Below are 17381 nucleotides of genomic sequence, written 5' to 3' on the forward strand. Positions count from 1 at the left end.
TCCGCGCTCAGACGCTCGCGAGTTGGCGCGTGAGGTCGTCCACGGAGCGCGCGGGCAGTGCGCACACGCGGTCGTGGCAGACGTACGCGGCGGGGTCGAGCTGGTCGCGGGACGCAAGTAGTTCGAAGCCGGCGGCGGCCCACTCGGCGGCCTGGGTCGGGGTGACCACGACGACGAGGGTGCCCGGGCGGCGTGACGCGACCGCCGCGGCACGGAGCGCCCCGGGATCGGTCGCGACGACGACGACCTGTCGTGACGGTCGCTGCATCGCCAACGCCAGGCCGAGCGCATCGGCATGCCCCAGCGGTCGGTCGATGCCCGCGCGAGCACGGTCACCGACGAGCTCGACGGCGGCTGCCCGGTACTGGTCGTCACCGGTGAGCGTGCCGATCGTGCACGCGGCGCTCGCCAGGGCGATGGTCCCCGACCGCAACGCGGTCTGCGGCTGCTCGCCCGTCGCGGTGCCGGCGGTCGCCAGGACCGGGTCGGACCGGAGCGAGCCCGACAGTCCGTCGTCCACCAGGGCCCGAGCCGTGACGGCGTACCGGACCTGGCCCGTCACGAGTGCCAGCTCGAGCAGCCCCTCGGCGAACAGGCCGACGTCCTCGATGGTGGGCGGGGCCGACGACACCCCGCGCGGGGTGCTCGACCGCACGACGACGTGCGCGTCGCGCAGGTGTGCGTCGACGACCGCATCGGCCGCGGCTCGGGCGAGGGCGATCATGTCGTCGTCGCCGTGGCGCGCACCGGCGATCGCCAGCCCCCGGATCGCGAGTCCGTTCCACCCGGTCAGGACCTGGTCGTCGAGGGGCGGTGGATCCAGGTGCACCCGTTCCGACACCGGTCGGCGGTACCACTCGCCCTCGACTCGGCGGCCGTCGATCGTCGACTCGCTGTCCTGCGCCGCGACGAAGGCGCCGTCCGGTCGGCGGAGGGTGTCGCGCAGGAAGTCCGCGATGCCCCGGGTCTGGCCGGGGGGAGCGATCGCCAGCAGTCCGGCGTTGTCGTAGAGCATCCGCTCGTAGTGCGGCACGGACCAGTCACGACGGGTGGCGTACCGGAACACGCCACCGTCCGGGTCCGTCAGCTCGGATGCGGCGATGACGCGGAGCGACCGGTCGCAGAGGGCTGCCGCCGCGGGGTCCCCGTCGGCGCCGGCATCCGCCAGGAACTCGTGCAGCGGCGCTGACGGGAACTTCGGGGCACCGCCGAACCCGCCGTACACCGGGTCCTCGCCCTGTCCGACGGCGCGCACGACCTGGTGGATCGCGTCGACGGACGGGAGGACCGGTGCGGCTCCGTCACGCCCGGCCACTCCGCCGTCGCTCGCGTCGACTGCGCCTTGCCGGATCGCCGCCGCGAGCGCGGCCGCGTTGGCCTCGACTTCGTCCCGCCGGTCGCGCCAGGCGTCGAGCACGGCACCGAGCACCTGCCGGAACGACGGGTGCTGCCCGACCGGGGTCGGCGGGGAGTACGTGCCCGCGAAGAAGACGTGGGCCTGGGGCGTCATGAACGCCGTCAGTGGCCACCCGAGCTGCTCGGTGAAGGCGGCGGCCGCGGCCATCGTGCTGGCGTCGACGTCGGGCCGTTCCTCGCGATCGACCTTGACGGCGACGAAGTCCTGCCGCAGCAGTTCGGCGATCTCGGGGTCGGAGAAGCTCTCGCGCGCCATCACGTGGCACCAGTGGCAGGTGGCGTACCCGATCGACACGAGGACGGGCACATCACGCTCGCGTGCTTCTGCGAAGGCGTCGGGGCCCCACTCACGCCAGTCCACCGGGTTGTCGGCGTGCAGGCGCAGGTAGGGGCTGACGGCGGTGCCGAGCCGGTTGTCGTTCATGGCTCCAGCGTGCCCCGTCCGGCCTGGGCAGGAGGACTGCAGTCCCTGTCTGTGGACGACTCGCGGCTGTCCACAGCGCTCAGTCGGGAAGCCACCCGGTCAGCGTCGCGAGCCGACGTGCGACGTCGGCCGGAGCCATGGTGTCCGTGTCGATCCGGGTGACCCGGTCCGGGGTGGCCGTGTCGAGCCTCCCGGCGGTCCGCGTGCTGTGGGCGAGTTGCGCTGCCGGCAGCACGCCGCCCGCACGGCGGGTCAGCCGTGACGCGGTCTGGTCGTCGCCGGCGCGCAGCAGCGCGGCGACCACCAGTGGGTCATCGCCCATCGCTGCGGCGAGCCGTTCGGTCTCGAGCACCGACACCGTGTTCGTGAACACCAGCCGATGGAACCCGAGCGCCCGGTAGTTCGCCCAGATCGTGGCGAGGTTGCGTTCGGCGAGCCGCGCCTCGGGGTGTTCGCGGTGCGGCGCCGGATACGCCAGGTCGAGCGTGTCGCCCTCGATGACCGCGTGCCGGACGTCGTGCGCCGACAGCAGGTCGTGCAGGGCCTCGGCCGCGGTCGACTTGCCGACACCCGACCGGCCGCCGATGAACAGCACCTCGGAGCGGGGCATGCTCACGAGCCGAGGGACAGCATGACGAGTGCGGCGTCCTCGGGGCCGTAGTCGAACATGCGGTCCCAGAACGGGTCGGTCGCCCACGGGACGTCGCCGTCGGCCGGGGTGCGGTGCGCGGTGTCGACCAGCCAGTCGAGCTCTGGCCCGACCGCGTCCTGGTACCGGGGCGGCTCCCAGCCGAGGGCCTGCGCAGCCGAGGTGTCGAGCACGAACGGTGTCGGCGATGACCACGGCGTCAGCCCGACGAACCCCGGCGCCTCGGCGTCGAGCAGCACCTCGTCGAACCGGTGGTCCAGGTGGCCGGCGACGGTCCGCACGATCTCGAGGACGGACGGCGCCGATGCGTCCGCGACGTTGAGGATCCGGCGGTCGGGCGCACCGGCGACCAGGCGGACCAGGCTCCCGATCCCACTGGCAGCCGTGGTGTGGTCGACGCCGCGACCCTGGTCGGCGAGCAGGACCCGCTCGCGGCCGTCGAGCGCGCGGCGCACCACGAACCACTCCCGGGGACGCCCGATGCCGACGCCGTACACCTTCGACGGGCGAAGGACCGTGACCGGGGCGCCGTGGTCCAGCAGCAGCTGTTCGGCGGCGACCTTGGCGGCCGCGTAGCCGTCGCGGCTGGTCGGGTCGCCGTCGGCCGGTGTGACGGTCGGCTGGATCTCGGTCACGGCACCGGGGAAGACCGGCTTGTCGAGTGCGTTGGCGTGACGGCCCTGCTCGTCGACGTAGACCGCCTTCGACGACAGGAACACCGTCGAGCCGACGTCGCCGAGGTAGGGCAGCAGCTGGGCGGCATCGTCACGGGTCGCGCCCACGGTGTCGACGAGCAGGTCCGCACCCGGACGCAGCAGGTCGCGGAGGACCTGCGTGTCGCGTCGGTCGCCGGGCGTGAACGTCGCGTCGGCCCCGACGAGCGTGTCGGCGACGTCGCCACCGCGCCGCGCGAGGACATCGACCTGCCAGTCGTCGTCGCCCCGACCGGAGTGCTCGAGCAGTTCCCGCACGACGGCCGAGCCGACACCGCCCGTTCCGCCCAGGACGACCGCGCGCTTGGTGCTCATGGCGCCAACGCTAGTGCCGGCGGGCGTCTTCGACGGCCGACGAGGGCACGACCGTGGTCGTGTGGGCGTGCTCGTGCGGCCCGACCGTGGGCGTGTGGGCGCGACGGTGTCCGTGTGGGCGCGACGGTGTCCGTGCGGGCACGACCGTGGTCGTGTGGGCGTGCTCGTGCGGCCGGAGCCGCAGCCACGGGCGTCAGGATGCGAGGGGCTCGAAGTCCCAGCGCCACCAGTCCGCGAGCGAGCCGTCGTACACCTGCACGCGGTCGTGGCCGAGAACGGTCAACGCCAGCGCATCGACGCACGCCGCGCTGCCCACCCCGCAGTACGTGACGATCTCGTCCGACCCGAGCACGGGTGCGAAGACATCGCGGAGCGCTGCCGGACGGCGGAGCGCGTTGGAGTCCTGGTCGACGACGCGGTGCAGCGTGATCGGCGTCGATCCGGGGACGACCGGCGGGTGCGACGTGCCGAGGGTGGAGTCGTCGACGGCCAGCACGAGCGCTGCCGGCTGTGTGCCGTCCACGGCACGCTCGACGCGGGCACGATCGGCCCAGAGCGGTCGCTCTTCGCCGGCCAGGAACACGTCGGCGTCGGGAAGCCGTGCCGCGGAGGTCCGCAGTGCGCCGATCCGGACGGGGCGGCCCTCGTCGCGCCACTTGATGAACCCGCCGTCCAGCACGGCGACGTCGTCGAAGCCGAACGCCCGGAAGGTCCACCACAGTCGCGCTGCCCACTCGCCGACGCTGTCGTCGTAGACCACGACGGTCGAGGTGTTGGTGATGCCGAGCGCTCGGACAGCGTGCTCGAACTGTTCGGCGTCCGGGCGGGTGAACGGCACGCTGGCATCGGGCGTCGAGAAGTCCCGCACCAGGTCGGCGTAGCGCGCACTGGGAACGTGCCCGGACTGCTCGTACGTGTCGTGCGCCGTCCGCCACGTCGTGCCACGACCGGTCCCCGAGGTGTGCACGGACGCGTCGAGCACGACGAGCTCGTCCGCACCCAGGTGGTCGGCGAGCCACTGCGTCGACACGAGCGGCGAGGTCAGGACGGGGGACATGACCCTGACCATAATGCGCACCCCTGACGGCAGGCACGGGAACCGCAACAGTGCGCAATCCAGTGTGGGAGAGCGGGTGCTGGACCGAAGGACGTTCGGCTGTGGGGTGCTGGACGACGCAGAACGACGGGGTCGCTGTCGTTCGACAGCGACCCCGTCGTTCGGAGTCCGACGCGCTTCGCGCCCGACGCGCTTCGGGCCCGACGCGCTCCGCGCCCGACGCGTGGGAGTCCGCGCGGCGGGCGAGCGTCAGTGTGCTGCGGCGGGGATGCTGCCCGTGGCGTTGGCCGCCAGGTGCTCGAGCTTCTCGAGGCGGACCGACTGCCGGTTGATCAGCAGCCCGCTGGCGATCGCCACGATCACCAGGACGCCGGCCGAGATCGCGAACGCCGCGTGGTAGCCGTCCAGCGTGGCCTGTGCCTGCTGCAGCTTGGTCGGTGCCGTAGTCAGCCCGGACAGGCTGTTCTTGACGACGTCGGCGAAGATCGTCGACAACAGAGCTGTGCCGATCGAGCCGCCGATCTGCTGCATGGTGTTCACGGTCGCGGACGCCACTCCGGCATCCGCACGAGCCACACCGGTCGTTGCGGTGTTCATCGCCGACGAGAAGATCGTGCCCATGCCGAGCCCGATGACGATCAGCGCCGGCAGGACGGTGCCCGCGTACGTGCTGTCGAGGTCGGTGCGGAGCAGCAGCAGGAGCCCGGTCGCAGCCACCAGACCGCCGGCGAAGATCAGGATCTTCGGACCGACGCGGGGCAGCAGGCGCCCACCGATCTGCGTCGCCGACACCATGATCGACAGCGGCATCGGCAGGAACGCCAGGCCGGTCTGCAGCGCCGAGAACCCGAGCGTCTGCTCGAGGTAGTAGGTCAGGAACAGGAAGATGCCGAACATGCCGATCGCCACCAGGCCGATCGCGATGAACGACCCGCCGCGGTCACGGTCGAGCACCACACGAAGGGGGAGCAGCGGGTGGGCGACACGGGTCTCGATCACGATGAAGGCCGCGATGAGCACGACCCCGGCAGCGAGCATGCCGATGGTCCACGGGTCGTCCCAGCCGTTGGTCTCGGCGTTCGAGAACCCGTAGACGACGCCGACCAGACCGGCGGTGATCGTCAGCACGCCGGCGACGTCGATGCGCGGACGATCGACCTTCGGCGGCTTCGCCATGAAGACGAGCGCGCCGATCACGCCGAGGATCGCGAAGACGACGTTGACGTAGAGGCACCAGCGCCACGACGCGTACTCGGTCAGGACACCGCCGAGCAGCAGGCCGATGGCGGCGCCCGAGCCGGCGATCGAACCGAAGATGCCGAACGCACGGCCGCGTTCCTTCGGGTCACGGAACGTCGTCGTCAGCATGCCGAGCGCGGACGGCGCCAGGAGCGCACCGAAGGCGCCCTGCAGTGCGCGGGCGGCAACGAGCAGGCCGAAGCTGTCCGCCAGACCGCCGAGCACGGACGCGATGGCGAAGCCGACGAGCCCGATGATGAAGGTGTTCTTGCGCCCGAACAGGTCGCCGAGACGTCCGCCGAGCAACAGGAGCGACCCGAAGGCCAGTGAGTACGCCGTGACGATCCACTGGCGCTGGTCGGTGCCGAACCCGAGGTCCGCTTGCGCCGACGGCAGGGCGATGTTGACGATGGTGGCGTCGAGCACGACCATCAGCTGCGCGAGCGCGATCACCGCCAGAGCGATCCATCGGTGTTCCTTGCGGCCGGCCGGTGCGGGCGCGGGACCGCCGACAGCACTGGTGCTGCGGGCGGGTGAAGTCTGTTCTGCCGTCACGGCAGCCTCCTGGTGTTCGATCGAGTGGAGGGAGGAACACGCGCCGTCGGGCGTTCCGAGGAGATGGAGAAGCGGATGCCCTGCATCCGCTTGTGCCCACTGTAGACCCAAACGGAGCAGGTGCATCCGCTTGTTCCCAGAAAGTTCAATTAGGTTCGTCGGCGTGAGCACCACCGACCAGCACGCGGACCTCGATCGGCCTCTCCGCGCCGATGCCGCGCGGAACCGTGAACTGATCCTGCAGACCGCACGCAAGTGCTTCGCCGAGCGAGGCCTGTCGGTCACCCTCAACGACATCGCGCACGAAGCAGGGGTCGGCGTCGGCACGGTGTACCGCCGGTTCGCCGACAAGGACTCGCTGATCGAGGCACTGCTGGCCACCAAGTTCGACGCGATGAACGCGGCTGCGGCCCGCGCCGCCGAAGAGATCGACCCGCGCGAGGCCCTCCGCCTGTACCTGATGGGCGTGTTCGAGTTCCGCGCGCGTGACCGTGCACTGGCGGACGCCATCATCCGCGCCGGCAAGGCCCGCCCGTCGATCGTGCACGAGCGTGACCGGCTCGAGCGTCAGGTCAGCACGATCATCGGGCGAGCGCGCGATGCCGGCGTGGTCCGCAACGGCTTCGACTACCGCGATCTCCCGATGCTCACGACGATGATCGGCGCCGTCGCCGACGCCACTCGAGCGCAGGACCCGGACGCGTGGCGCCGCTACGCCCAGGTCGTCATCGACGGGGTCCTTCCCCCGGCCGACCCGACCGGCCCTGTCGCCATGGCGGGTGCGCCGCTCGACCGGGAGTCGCTCGAGCTGGCCCTCCACTCCCAGTCCTGACCCGCTCTGGACCGTGCCGGGCGCATCGGACCGGCACCGAGCCTCCAGTCCGACGCCACCGACGGGTCCGACGCGACCGACGGGGCCGACGACCGGTCACGACGCACCGCTCACGTCCGTCCATCGGTCGCGAATCGTCGTCACGACGGCCTTGGACCGACAGTTCGTGACCAGTCGGTGGAACTGAGCGGGGTGTCGTGACCAGTCGGCGGAACTGAGCGACCGGTCACGACGCACCGCTCACGTCCGTCCATCGGTCACGAACCGTCGTCACGACGGCCTTGGACCGACAGTTCGTGACCAGTCGGTGGAACTGAGCGGGGTGTCGTGACCACTCGGCGGAACCGAGCGAGCTCGCGCTACAACCAGCTCGGCAGCCAGTAGTGCGACCTGATGAAGTCCCACGGCACCTGCATCGCCGACCACATCGGGTACCAGTACGCCGAGGCCAGCACGACCACGACCAGGTACACCCCGATCCAGACGATCGCCCGCGTGCGACGGGGCCGCGGATCCTCGCGCGAGCCGAGCAGCAACCCGACGGCGACCGCCAGGGCCATCACCATGAAGGGCTCGAAGGCGATCGTGTAGAACTGGAAGACCGTCCGGTTGACGTACAGCAGCCACGGCAGGTAGCCCGCGGCCACGCCCATCACGACGAAGCCGTACTCCCACTTGCGTCGGGTGACGAAGAGCACCAGCAACGCGACCACGGCGGCCACGGCCGGGTACCAGATGAACGGGTTCGCGATGCCGGTGATCGCCGCACCGCAGCGGTCGACCGCGCAGCCGTCCTGCCCGGCGTTCGTGCCGACGTAGTACATCGACGTCGGCCGCTGCATGAACAGCCACAGCAGCGGGTTCGCCTGGTACGAGTGCGGCGTGTGCAGACCGATGTTGAAGCCGTAGATCTCGGACTGGTAGTGCCACCAGTTCTGCAGGCTGTCCGGCACCCAGGTCAGCACCCCGGTCCAGCGCTGCCCGCCCGAGGCGATCCAGTCACGGTCCCAGCCGTCCTTCGACACGAACCAGCCGGTCCACGAGGTCACGTACGTGATCGCGGCGACCGGCACGGTGAGCAGGAACGTCACGGGAGCTTGCTGCAGGAACGCGCTCGACGACCAGAACTCGATGCCGGCCCGCTTGCGCAGCATCATGTCGCTCAGGACGGAGTACACGGCGAAGAACGCCAGGAAGTACATGCCGGACCACTTCGTGCTGGTCGCCAGGCCCATCGCGAGCCCCATCGCGACCAGCCAGGGCCGCCACCACAGCACCGGTCCCCACAGTGTCGCCCGCCCGGCTGCCGCACGAGCTGCGACCCACGCGTCCAGCCGACGTGACGTCCACCGCCGGTCGAGCAGCAGCGCGCCGAACCCGAGCAGCACGAAGAACGTGACGATGCCGTCCAGCAGCGTGACGCGGGACATCACGATCGCCTGCCCGTCGATCGCCATGAACCCGCCCGCGAGCGTGCCGATGAGCGTGGACCGGAACAGCGACCGGGCGATCACGGCGACCAGGAACACCGTCGCGATCCCGAGCACGGCGACCGCGAAGCGCCAGCCGAAGGCGTTGTCGGGCCCGAACAGCAGCATCCCGAGGCCGATCAGGTACTTGCCGAGCGGGGGGTGCGCGATGAACTCGGCCGCGCTCGTGAAGATGTCGGTTTGACCCGAAGTGAAGCGCTGGTCGGTCGTGGGGCTCGTCTGATCGGTCGGATTCGCCGGCCAGGTGCCCTCGTAGCCCAGGTGGACGATGGACCAGCCGTCCTTGACGTAGTAGGTCTCGTCGAACACCAGGGAGTGCGGGCGGCCGAGATCGACCAGCCGCAGCAGGGCACCGAGGACCGTGACCGCGATCGGTCCGCCCCACCGCCAGGCGGCGAAGCGCCAGGAGACCGAGAGCACACGGGCCCACCAGTCGTCGAGCCGGGACCCGCGGGGCACAGCGGGCGCGCTGTCGAGCGTCTCGGCGAGGTCCGTGGTCATCCCGAGCATCCTACGGATGTCACGCAAGGACTGGCTGCGACCACAATGGGGACGTGATCGTCCTCGCAGCAACCCCCATCGGCAACCTCGGCGACGCGTCGCGCCGACTCGTCGAGACCCTGTCCAACGCGACCGTCGTGGCGGCGGAGGACACCAGGACCGCCATCCACCTGATGCGCGCGCTGGGGATCGAGAACCGCCCGCGGCTCATCGCCCTGCACGAGCACAACGAGCGGGCGCGCGCTGCCGAGGTCGTCGAGATGGCGCGCGACGAGGACGTCGTGGTCCTGACCGACGCGGGCATGCCGGCGATCAGCGACCCGGGCTTCCCCCTGGTCGAGGCCGCCGCTGCCGCCGGAGTGACGGTCACCGCGCTGCCCGGCCCCTCGGCCGTGCTCATGGCACTCGCCGTGTCGGGCCTGCCGACCGACCGCTTCACCTTCGAGGGGTTCCCGACCCGCAAGGCCGGCGAGCGGCGCCGGGTGTTCGAGGCGCTCGCGGGGGAGCAGCGGACGATGGTGTTCTTCGAGTCGCCGCACCGCCTGGCGGACACGCTGACCGACATGGCCGCCGGGTTCGGGTCGTCGCGACGCGCAGCGGTGTGCCGCGAGCTCACGAAGCTCTACGAAGAGGTGCGCCGCGGGCCGCTGGACGAGCTCGCCGCGTGGGCTGCCGAGGGGGTCAGGGGTGAGATCTGCATCGTCGTCGCGGGCGCCTCGGGGTCCCTCGACGAGGTCTCGCTCGAGGACGGCGTCCGCCTGGTGCTCGAGCGCGTCGCCGCCGGGACCCGCATGAAAGAGGCCTCGGCCGCGGTCGCCGACGCGACCGGGCTGTCCAAGCGGGACCTGTACGAGGGCGCGCTCGCCGCGCGCTGAGTCGACCGCGCATCGGACGGGAGGCCCGGTGCCGGCCCGCCACGGGCCTCCTGTCCGGGTTCTCCACAGGCCACCGCAGGGCGCGTCATCGAGGGACGCCGCGCCCGTAGGATGGTCCGCATGTCCGACGGGTCCTCGTTCAGCATCACCACGCCGATCTTCTACGTGAACGACGTGCCCCACATCGGGCACGCCTACACCGAGGTCGCCGCGGACGTCCTCGCGCGCTGGCACCGGCAGCGCGGTGACGACACATGGCTGCTGACCGGCACCGACGAGCACGGCCAGAAGATCCTGCGCACGGCATCCGCGAACGACGTCTCCCCGCAGGAGTGGGCCGACCGGCTCGTCACGGACGCGTGGAAGCCGCTGCTCGACACGGTCGACGTCGCCAACGACGACTTCATCCGCACCACCGACGAACGCCACGAGCGCGGCGTGACGGCCTTCCTGCAGAAGCTGTACGACGACGGCTACATCTACGCCGGCGAGTTCGAGGGCTTCTACTGCGTCGGCTGCGAGGAGTACAAGCAGCCGAGCGACCTGGTCGCGGGCACCGGTCCGTACGAGGGCCAGCAGGTCTGTGCGATCCACTCGATCCCGGTCGAGGTCCTGTCCGAGCGCAACTACTTCTTCCGGATGTCCGACTTCGAGCAGCGCCTGCTCGACCTGTACGAGTCGAACCCGCAGTTCATCCAGCCGGACAGCGTGCGCAACGAGATCATCTCGTTCGTCAAGCAGGGCCTGCGCGACCTGTCGATCTCGCGCTCGAGCTTCGACTGGGGCATCACGATCCCCTGGGACCACGACCACGTGCTGTACGTGTGGTTCGACGCGCTGCTCAACTACGTCACGGCGCTGGGCTACGGCACCGACGACGACGAGGCCTTCCAGCGCCTGTGGCCCAGCGTGCACATCGTCGGCAAGGACATCGCCCGGTTCCACGCGGTGATCTGGCCCGCCATGCTGATGGCGGCCGGGCTGCCCGTTCCCGAGCGGGTGTTCGGCCACGGCTGGCTGCTGGTCGGTGGCGAGAAGATGTCCAAGTCGAAGCTCACCGGCATCGCCCCGTCCGAGATCACCGACACGTTCGGGTCCGACGCCTTCCGCTACTACTTCCTGCGGGCCATCACCTTCGGGCAGGACGGCAACTTCAGCTGGGAAGACATCTCGGCGCGGTACCAGGCCGAGCTCGCCAACGGCTTCGGCAACCTGGCGTCCCGACTGCTGACGATGATCGACAAGTACTTCGGTGGCGCGGTGCCCGACCGCGGTGCCCTGTCCGACTCCGACCAGGCGATCGACGACCTGGCGCGCAGCGTCACCGAGCGCGCCGATGCCGCCATCGCCGCGTTCGCACCGCAGGACGCCATCGTCACCACGTGGGAGCTCGTCGACGCCCTGAACGGGTACATCACCGAGCAGCAGCCCTGGGCGCTCGCCAAGGACGACGCTCAGCGCGAGCGGCTCGGCACGGTCCTGACGACGGCACTCCGGGGGCTGGGAACGGTCGCGGTGCTGGTCTCGCCGGTCATGCCGAAGGCCACCGAGAAGCTCTGGGCGGCCATCGGAGCGGGCGGGTCGATTGCCGAGCAGCGCGTCGACCGTGCCTGGGAGTGGCAGGGGGCCGAGCGTGTGACGCAGCTCGAGTCCGGGCTGTTCCCGCGCATCGAGCAGGCGGAGCAGGGCGCAGCGTGACCGACGCGCACCTGCGCTCCCGGGGCGACGGCGCCGACGGGTCCGAGCGCGACCGCAGCTACCCACCGCTGCCCCAGGCCCTCGTCGTGCCCGTCTACGACAACCACACCCACATGGAGATCGCCGACGGCGGTCCCGACGGTGCGCTCGACTGGCGTGAGCACCTCGACCGTGCGTCGAGCGTCGGTGTGCGCGGGGTCGTGCAGGTCGGCACCGACCTGGCCACGTCCCAGTGGTCCGCGTCGATCGCCGGACGCGAACCACGCGTGCTCGCCGCCGTGGCCCTGCACCCGAACGAGGCGCCGGCGCTCGAGGCCGCCGGGCTGCTCGACGAGCACCTGGCGGGGATCGAAGCGCTCGCGGCGCTGCCCCGGGTCCGGGCCGTCGGCGAGACCGGGCTCGACTTCTTCCGCACCGCCGAAGACGGCCGTGACGCCCAGATCCGGTCGTTCGAAGAGCACATCCGCATCGCCAAGCAGTACGACCTGGCGCTGACCATCCACGACCGTGATGCCCACGATGCCGTGGTGCAGGTGCTCGACCGTGTCGGTGCCCCCGAGAAGACGGTGTTCCACTGCTTCTCCGGCGGCCGTGACCTGGCGCGGCTCTGCGCCGAGCGCGGCTGGTACATGTCGTTCGCCGGCACCGTGACGTTCAAGAACGCCCAGTCCCTGCGCGATGCCCTGATCACCGCGCCACGGCACCTGATCATGGTCGAGACCGACGCGCCGTACCTCACGCCGACGCCGTACCGCGGTCGGCCGAACGCGCCCTACCTGATCCCGCTCACGCTGCGGTCGATGGCTGAGACCATCGGCGCCGACGCCTCCATGCTCGCGGCGCAGATCGCGTCGAACACCGAGCTGGTCTACGGCGCGTGGGACGCCGAACCGGTCACGGTCGAACAGTGAGCGCGCTGCTCGGTCCTGCGGAGATCCGCTCCCTGGCGTCCCAGCTCGACGTCACGCCCACCAAGAAGCTCGGGCAGAACTTCGTGCACGACGCCAACACCGTCCGGCGCATCGTGGCAGCCGGTGGCGTGACGGCCGACTCTCGTGTGCTCGAGGTCGGGCCGGGCCTGGGGTCCCTGACGCTCGGCCTGACCGAGACCGGCGCTGCCGTCACAGCAGTCGAGATCGATGCCCGTCTGGCGGCGCAGTTGCCGGCGACGGTGGCCACGATGCAGCCGGCGGCGCAGTTGACCGTCGTGCACCAGGACGCCCTGCAGGTCGGCGCGGACGACCTGCCGACGGCGCCGACGCACCTGGTCGCGAACCTGCCGTACAACATCTCGGTCCCGGTGCTGCTGCACCTGCTGGCGACGTTCCCGTCGATCGAGCGGTCGCTCGTCATGGTGCAGGCCGAGGTCGGGTACCGCCTGGCCGCCGACCCGGGCAGCAAGGTGTACGGCTCGCCGAGCGTCAAGGCCGCCTGGTACGGCGCGTGGCGCATCGCCGGGCAGGTCAGCCGCCAGGTCTTCTGGCCGGTGCCAAACGTCGACAGCGTGCTGGTCGGGTTCGTCCGACACGACCCGCCGGGTGACGAGGTCCTGCGGGCACAGGTCTTCGCGCTCGTCGACGCGGCGTTCCAGCAGCGCCGGAAGATGCTCCGTCAGGCGCTCTCCGGCGTGCTCGGGGGCAGCGCGCACGCATCCCAGGTGCTCGAGGCGTCGGGCATCGCGCCCACGGCCCGCGGCGAGGAACTCAGCGCGGACGACTTCGTCCGCCTGGGCCGAACGGTGCTCGCCGCCGCCGAGTAGCGCAGAGCGCCGCGCGCCGCTCCCGCCCCGTGCGCGGTTCGCGCACCGTGCGCGGTTCGCGCCCCGTGCGCGGTTCGCGCCCCGTGCGAGGTCGACCGCCCGGTGCCGGGTAACAACCGGGCACCACGCGGCCGACCCCGCACCGCGATTCGGTTCGGGCCGTCCACGGATCGATCACGCTCGGCGCGCGTTCGGATGTTGCATACGGATTTCTTGCGCTGCTGGACACGCCAGACCTACCGTGCAACGACCGAGGACAGGAGCACCCATGAGCACGATCCGCCCCAAGCGCGACGAGCGGTACCACCACTCCGACGCGGTCCCGATCCGCTTGTTGAGTGCGGAGCAGATCGAGGCCGCACGTCATCGTCCCGTCGGCAGTCCGGACGCCCGCGCCGACCAGGTGCGCGAGATCCTGGCCCGTTCGACGTTCACGGTTCCACCGCAGTCAGGCCCTCGGCCCGTCTGGTACCGGTGAGGTGGTCCGGCGAACCGGGACCCCCGACGACCGCGGCGTCGTTCCCACAGAGGACTGCGCGGCGCTCCCGGCTGGTGTGGTGCTTGAGACAGGATTCGTGGTGAGTGCGCTCGAGCAGTCCGACACCGACCACGATGCGTGCTCGGAGTTCCTGGAACGACTCATCCGCGCGCGCCGCACCCTGTTCTACAACGACCTGTTCGAACTCGAGCTCCACCAAGCAGCATTCGACCTCGCCGCGCTCGAAGTGCAGGTCCGGCCGCGGCCGACGGACGCGGTCGTGCGCTTCACCGACCCGGACGTGCGTGACTTGGCGGGTGCCCTGCTGCGACGTTGGCACGCGGTCGTGATGCGCGCGGACACCGTGCACGTCGACGCCCCGAACCTGCTGGAGGACGTCCGGTACTTCATGGAGCGTCACGGCCTGTCGGCGGCACACGCCGTGCAGGCAGGTCTGGTCGTCGCGTCCGGCGCCGATGGCATCGCGACGGTGGACGATCGCTTCGCGATGGTCGACGAGACACTGCTCCGCGTCTACACCCCACGACGACTGGTCAGCGCGAGTCGGTCGCGCCGTCCGCCCGCGTGGCGGAGGACGTGAAGCACCACGTCGTCAGTGCCCCGCCAGCCGCTTGATCAGCTGCTGCTGCGTCCCGTCCCGCTCCGACCACCGCAGCGGCAGCACGTTCTGCACCAGGACCTCCGGCGACGCTCCGGCCTGCAACAGCGCCGTCACCTCGTCCAGGTACGCCTGCAGGGGCATCCCGCCGAAGTCCACCCCCTCGCCCTGGATGTCGGTGGCGACGGCCGGCGGCACGAGCTCGAGCACCGACACGGGGGAGCCGGTGAGCTGCTGCCGGAGCGACAGCGTGTACGAGTGCACGGCGGCCTTCATCGCGCTGTAGGTCGGCGTCGGGGTCAACGGCGTGAAGGCCAGCCCGGACGACACCGTCATCACCGTGGACGCCGGCTGCTCGAGCAGGTGCGGCAGGAAGGCATCGACGAGCCGGACGGTGCCCAGGAAGTTCGTCGTCACCGTGGCCTCGGCGTCGGGCAGGTGCGCCGACGACCGCAGGTCTTCCTGCCGCATGATCCCCGACATCGTGACGAGGGTGTCGAGGGACGGGTGCGCCGCGGTGACGGTCGCGGCGGCTGCGGTGATCGATGCCGGGTCGTCGACGTCGATCTGCACGGTGGCGAAGCCGTGCTCGGTGGCCAGGGAGTCCAGCAACGTCTGCCGGCGTCCGCCGATGACGACGGTGCTGCCGGCCTGCTGCAGGCGGAGCGCCAGCCCCAGGCCGATGCCCGAGGTCGCGCCGGAGATGAAGACGGTCGAGTTCGTGATGTCCATGGCATCGACGATCCGGCACACCCGAGACCCGAACCAGAGCCCGGTCATCGGGGGACCGACGATCCCTGGCTGCACGGCACTGCCCCGAGCAGACTGGGACCATGGACCGCCCTGCCCTCGCCGACTTCCTCCGCCGTCGCCGCGAGCTCCTGCGCCCGGAGGACGTCGGCCTCGGCGCCGGTGCCCGCCGCCGCACTCCTGGGTTGCGGCGCGAGGAGGTCGCAGCACTGGCGGGCATGTCCGCCGACTACTACACGCGGCTGGAGCAGCAGCGCGGGCCACAGCCGTCCGAGCAGATGATCGCAGCCGTGGCCCGGGCGCTCCGGTGCACCCTCGACGAGCGCGACCACCTGTTCCGCCTGGCCGGGCACAACGCCCCCGTGCGCGTGCACCGGAGCGACCACGTCGACCCGGCGATCCTCCGCGTGCTCGACCGGCTGCAGGACACCCCCGCGATCGTCGTGAGCGACCTCGGCGAGACCCTGGTCGAGAACCCGTTGGGCGCGGCCCTGCTCGGCAGCACCGTGGGTCTGACGGGCAACGAGCGCTACCAGCCGTGGCGCTGGTTCATGACCGACGCCGAGCCGGCCCGGTACGCGCCGGAGCAGCACGAGCGGCTCGCGCGCGCCCAGGTGGCGGCGCTCCGAGCGGCCGTCGGCGCAGCGGGTCCGGGGGACCGACGGGCGTCGGCGCTCGTCGCCGACCTCGAGACGCACAGTCCGGCGTTCCGGCAGCTCTGGGCACTGCACGAGGTGGGCAGCCGGTGGGAGGACCGCAAGACCTTCGTCCACCCGGAGCTCGGGCGCATCACCGTGGAGTGCCAGGTGCTGCAGACGTCGAACCTCGCGCAGGCCCTGCTGCTCTTCACGGCGCCGGCGGGCAGCGAGGACGCCCAGAAGCTCGACCTGCTGGGCGTCGTCGGCCAGCAGGTGTTCAGCGAGTAGCACCGCGTCACACACCTGGCAGCCCCACGGGCACCGTGCTTAGGGTGGTCTGGTGACCTCCCCGCGCGTGTACGTCATCCACGAGAACCCCGAGTGGTTCCCGCCGCTCGCCGCCGCCTTCGAAGCCGAGGGCGTCCCGGTGCAAGAGATCCTGCTCACCGAGGGACAGATCGACCTCGGTGCCGAGCCGGAACCCGGTGTCTACTGGAGCCGCATGTCGGCCAGCAGCCACACCCGCGGGCACGAGCACAGCAAGGAGTACACCCGCGCCGTGCTGGGTTGGCTCGAACGCGCCGGCCGCCAGGTGGTCGGAGGCAGCCACGTGCTCGAGCTCGAGGTGTCGAAGGTCGCGCAGCACGGCCTGCTGCGCAACGCCGGGTTCGACGTCCCCCGCACCACCGCGGTGTTCGGCACGAGCACCCTGAAGGACGCCGCCGCGAGCTTCACGGACGGCCAGGACGTGCCGTTCATCACGAAGCACAACCAGGGCGGCAAGGGCCTGGGCGTCCGCCGCTTCGACTCGCTCGCCGAGTTCGACGCCTACGTCGACTCCCCGGAGTTCGAGGAGCCCGTCGACGGCATCACCCTGCTGCAGGAGTACCTGACCGCGCGTGAGCCCTTCATCACCCGCGTCGAGTTCGTCGGTGGCGAGTTCGTCTACGCCGTCCGGGTCGACACCAGCGCGGGCAGCTTCGAGCTCTGCCCGGCCGACGCGTGCGCCGTGCCATCCGGAGAGAACGGGCCTCAGGTCATCGCCGGCGCCGTGTGCGACGTCCCCGGCACCGAGACCGCCGGCGCCCCGCCCGCGTTCAGCGTCCGGACCGAGGTCACGGCCGAGCATCCGCTCGTCCAGCAGCTGCGGACGTTCCTGGCCGACCAGCGCATCACGATCGCGGGCGTGGAGTTCATGGAGACCACGGACGGCCGCACGGTGGTCTACGACATCAACACCAACACGAACTACAACCCGGCGGTCGAGGAGACCGCGCCGGCCTCCGGCCCGCGCTCCATCGCCCGGTACCTGGGCGGCCTGCTGGCCGACGAGTACGCGACGACCGCCGCATCCGTCGCCACGGCCTGAACCC

16 protein-coding genes are annotated in these 17381 nt (G+C 71.1%); 9 read left to right on the forward strand and 7 right to left on the reverse strand.

What is annotated here, in order from left to right; translation table 11 throughout:
* Nucleotides 1-7: 7 nt before the first annotated feature.
* From ACLBWP_RS05510 to ACLBWP_RS05530, 5 genes are all read right to left on the reverse strand, one after another.
* Nucleotides 8-1840: a thioredoxin domain-containing protein gene (locus tag ACLBWP_RS05510; protein ID WP_447654407.1), complete on the reverse strand. Its 1833-nt coding sequence runs from the start codon at nt 1838-1840 to the stop codon at nt 8-10.
* Nucleotides 1841-1919: 79 nt separating this feature from the next.
* A complete protein-coding gene (locus ACLBWP_RS05515; protein WP_447654408.1) occupies nt 1920-2450 on the reverse strand; it encodes an ATPase in 531 nt (176 codons plus the stop codon).
* A 2-nt stretch (nt 2451-2452) separates the two neighbouring features.
* Nucleotides 2453-3517 (reverse strand): NAD-dependent epimerase/dehydratase family protein, encoded by a 1065-nt coding sequence (locus tag ACLBWP_RS05520; protein ID WP_447654409.1) that lies wholly within the window; start codon nt 3515-3517, stop codon nt 2453-2455.
* A gap of 193 nt (nt 3518-3710) precedes the next feature.
* Nucleotides 3711-4574, reverse strand: a complete 864-nt coding sequence (locus tag ACLBWP_RS05525; RefSeq protein WP_447654410.1) for a sulfurtransferase — start codon at nt 4572-4574, stop codon at nt 3711-3713.
* A gap of 249 nt (nt 4575-4823) precedes the next feature.
* Nucleotides 4824-6368 carry an MFS transporter gene (locus ACLBWP_RS05530; protein ID WP_447654411.1) on the reverse strand — a complete coding sequence of 515 codons (1545 nt, stop codon included), beginning with the start codon at nt 6366-6368 and terminating at the stop codon, nt 4824-4826.
* 163 nt (nt 6369-6531) lie between these two features.
* Here ACLBWP_RS05530 and ACLBWP_RS05535 point away from each other — a divergent pair, with 163 nt between their 5' ends.
* Nucleotides 6532-7200 (forward strand): TetR/AcrR family transcriptional regulator, encoded by a 669-nt coding sequence (locus tag ACLBWP_RS05535; protein WP_447654412.1) that lies wholly within the window; start codon nt 6532-6534, stop codon nt 7198-7200.
* Between the two features lie 359 nt (nt 7201-7559).
* Here the strand turns inward: ACLBWP_RS05535 and ACLBWP_RS05540 are convergent, their stop codons facing one another.
* Nucleotides 7560-9191, reverse strand: coding sequence for a dolichyl-phosphate-mannose--protein mannosyltransferase (locus ACLBWP_RS05540; RefSeq protein ID WP_447654413.1), 1632 nt, complete (start codon nt 9189-9191; stop codon nt 7560-7562).
* 53 nt (nt 9192-9244) lie between these two features.
* On the opposite strand from ACLBWP_RS05540, the gene rsmI reads away from it, so the two are divergent.
* The 6 genes from rsmI to ACLBWP_RS05570 all read left to right on the forward strand — a co-directional run bounded on the left by rsmI (nt 9245) and on the right by ACLBWP_RS05570 (nt 14602).
* On the forward strand, nt 9245-10066 hold the full coding sequence (gene rsmI, locus ACLBWP_RS05545) for a 16S rRNA (cytidine(1402)-2'-O)-methyltransferase (protein ID WP_243562583.1): 822 nt from the start codon (nt 9245-9247) through the stop codon (nt 10064-10066).
* 120 nt (nt 10067-10186) lie between these two features.
* Nucleotides 10187-11764: a methionine--tRNA ligase gene (gene metG / locus ACLBWP_RS05550; protein WP_447654414.1), complete on the forward strand. Its 1578-nt coding sequence runs from the start codon at nt 10187-10189 to the stop codon at nt 11762-11764.
* Nucleotides 11761-12675, forward strand: a complete 915-nt coding sequence (locus ACLBWP_RS05555) for a TatD family hydrolase (protein WP_447654415.1) — start codon at nt 11761-11763, stop codon at nt 12673-12675. The genes metG and ACLBWP_RS05555 overlap by 4 nt, the downstream gene beginning before the upstream one ends.
* Nucleotides 12672-13523 carry a 16S rRNA (adenine(1518)-N(6)/adenine(1519)-N(6))-dimethyltransferase RsmA gene (rsmA, locus tag ACLBWP_RS05560; protein ID WP_243562579.1) on the forward strand — a complete coding sequence of 284 codons (852 nt, stop codon included), beginning with the start codon at nt 12672-12674 and terminating at the stop codon, nt 13521-13523. Before ACLBWP_RS05555 ends, rsmA begins: the two co-directional genes overlap by 4 nt.
* A gap of 268 nt (nt 13524-13791) precedes the next feature.
* Nucleotides 13792-14001 (forward strand): hypothetical protein, encoded by a 210-nt coding sequence (locus tag ACLBWP_RS05565; RefSeq protein ID WP_243562577.1) that lies wholly within the window; start codon nt 13792-13794, stop codon nt 13999-14001.
* 100 nt (nt 14002-14101) lie between these two features.
* A complete protein-coding gene (locus tag ACLBWP_RS05570; protein WP_447654416.1) occupies nt 14102-14602 on the forward strand; it encodes a hypothetical protein in 501 nt (166 codons plus the stop codon).
* A 12-nt stretch (nt 14603-14614) separates the two neighbouring features.
* On the opposite strand, the gene ACLBWP_RS05575 is transcribed toward ACLBWP_RS05570, so the two are convergent.
* Nucleotides 14615-15352 carry an SDR family oxidoreductase gene (locus tag ACLBWP_RS05575; RefSeq protein WP_447654417.1) on the reverse strand — a complete coding sequence of 246 codons (738 nt, stop codon included), beginning with the start codon at nt 15350-15352 and terminating at the stop codon, nt 14615-14617.
* 101 nt (nt 15353-15453) lie between these two features.
* Between ACLBWP_RS05575 and ACLBWP_RS05580 the strand changes: the two genes are divergently transcribed.
* A complete protein-coding gene (locus ACLBWP_RS05580) occupies nt 15454-16296 on the forward strand; it encodes a helix-turn-helix transcriptional regulator (protein ID WP_447654418.1) in 843 nt (280 codons plus the stop codon).
* Between the two features lie 52 nt (nt 16297-16348).
* Nucleotides 16349-17377: an ATP-grasp domain-containing protein gene (locus ACLBWP_RS05585; RefSeq protein WP_447654419.1), complete on the forward strand. Its 1029-nt coding sequence runs from the start codon at nt 16349-16351 to the stop codon at nt 17375-17377.
* Nucleotides 17378-17381 lie beyond the last annotated feature (4 nt).

The organism is Microbacterium sp. M1A1_1b (assembly GCF_053345565.1).

What these genes read in the sequence shown, in the direction of transcription:
- ACLBWP_RS05520 (WP_447654409.1), bottom strand. Translation starts at nt 3,517, where the DNA reads ATGAGCACCAAGCGCGCGGTCGTCCTGGGCGGAACGGGCGGTGTCGGC.
- ACLBWP_RS05575 (WP_447654417.1), bottom strand. Translation starts at nt 15,352, where the DNA reads ATGGACATCACGAACTCGACCGTCTTCATCTCCGGCGCGACCTCGGGC.
- ACLBWP_RS05540 (WP_447654413.1), bottom strand. Translation starts at nt 9,191, where the DNA reads ATGACCACGGACCTCGCCGAGACGCTCGACAGCGCGCCCGCTGTGCCC.
- ACLBWP_RS05525 (WP_447654410.1), bottom strand. Translation starts at nt 4,574, where the DNA reads ATGTCCCCCGTCCTGACCTCGCCGCTCGTGTCGACGCAGTGGCTCGCC.
- metG (WP_447654414.1), top strand. Translation starts at nt 10,187, where the DNA reads ATGTCCGACGGGTCCTCGTTCAGCATCACCACGCCGATCTTCTACGTG.
- ACLBWP_RS05580 (WP_447654418.1), top strand. Translation starts at nt 15,454, where the DNA reads ATGGACCGCCCTGCCCTCGCCGACTTCCTCCGCCGTCGCCGCGAGCTC.
- ACLBWP_RS05515 (WP_447654408.1), bottom strand. Translation starts at nt 2,450, where the DNA reads ATGCCCCGCTCCGAGGTGCTGTTCATCGGCGGCCGGTCGGGTGTCGGC.
- ACLBWP_RS05565 (WP_243562577.1), top strand. Translation starts at nt 13,792, where the DNA reads ATGAGCACGATCCGCCCCAAGCGCGACGAGCGGTACCACCACTCCGAC.
- ACLBWP_RS05510 (WP_447654407.1), bottom strand. Translation starts at nt 1,840, where the DNA reads ATGAACGACAACCGGCTCGGCACCGCCGTCAGCCCCTACCTGCGCCTG.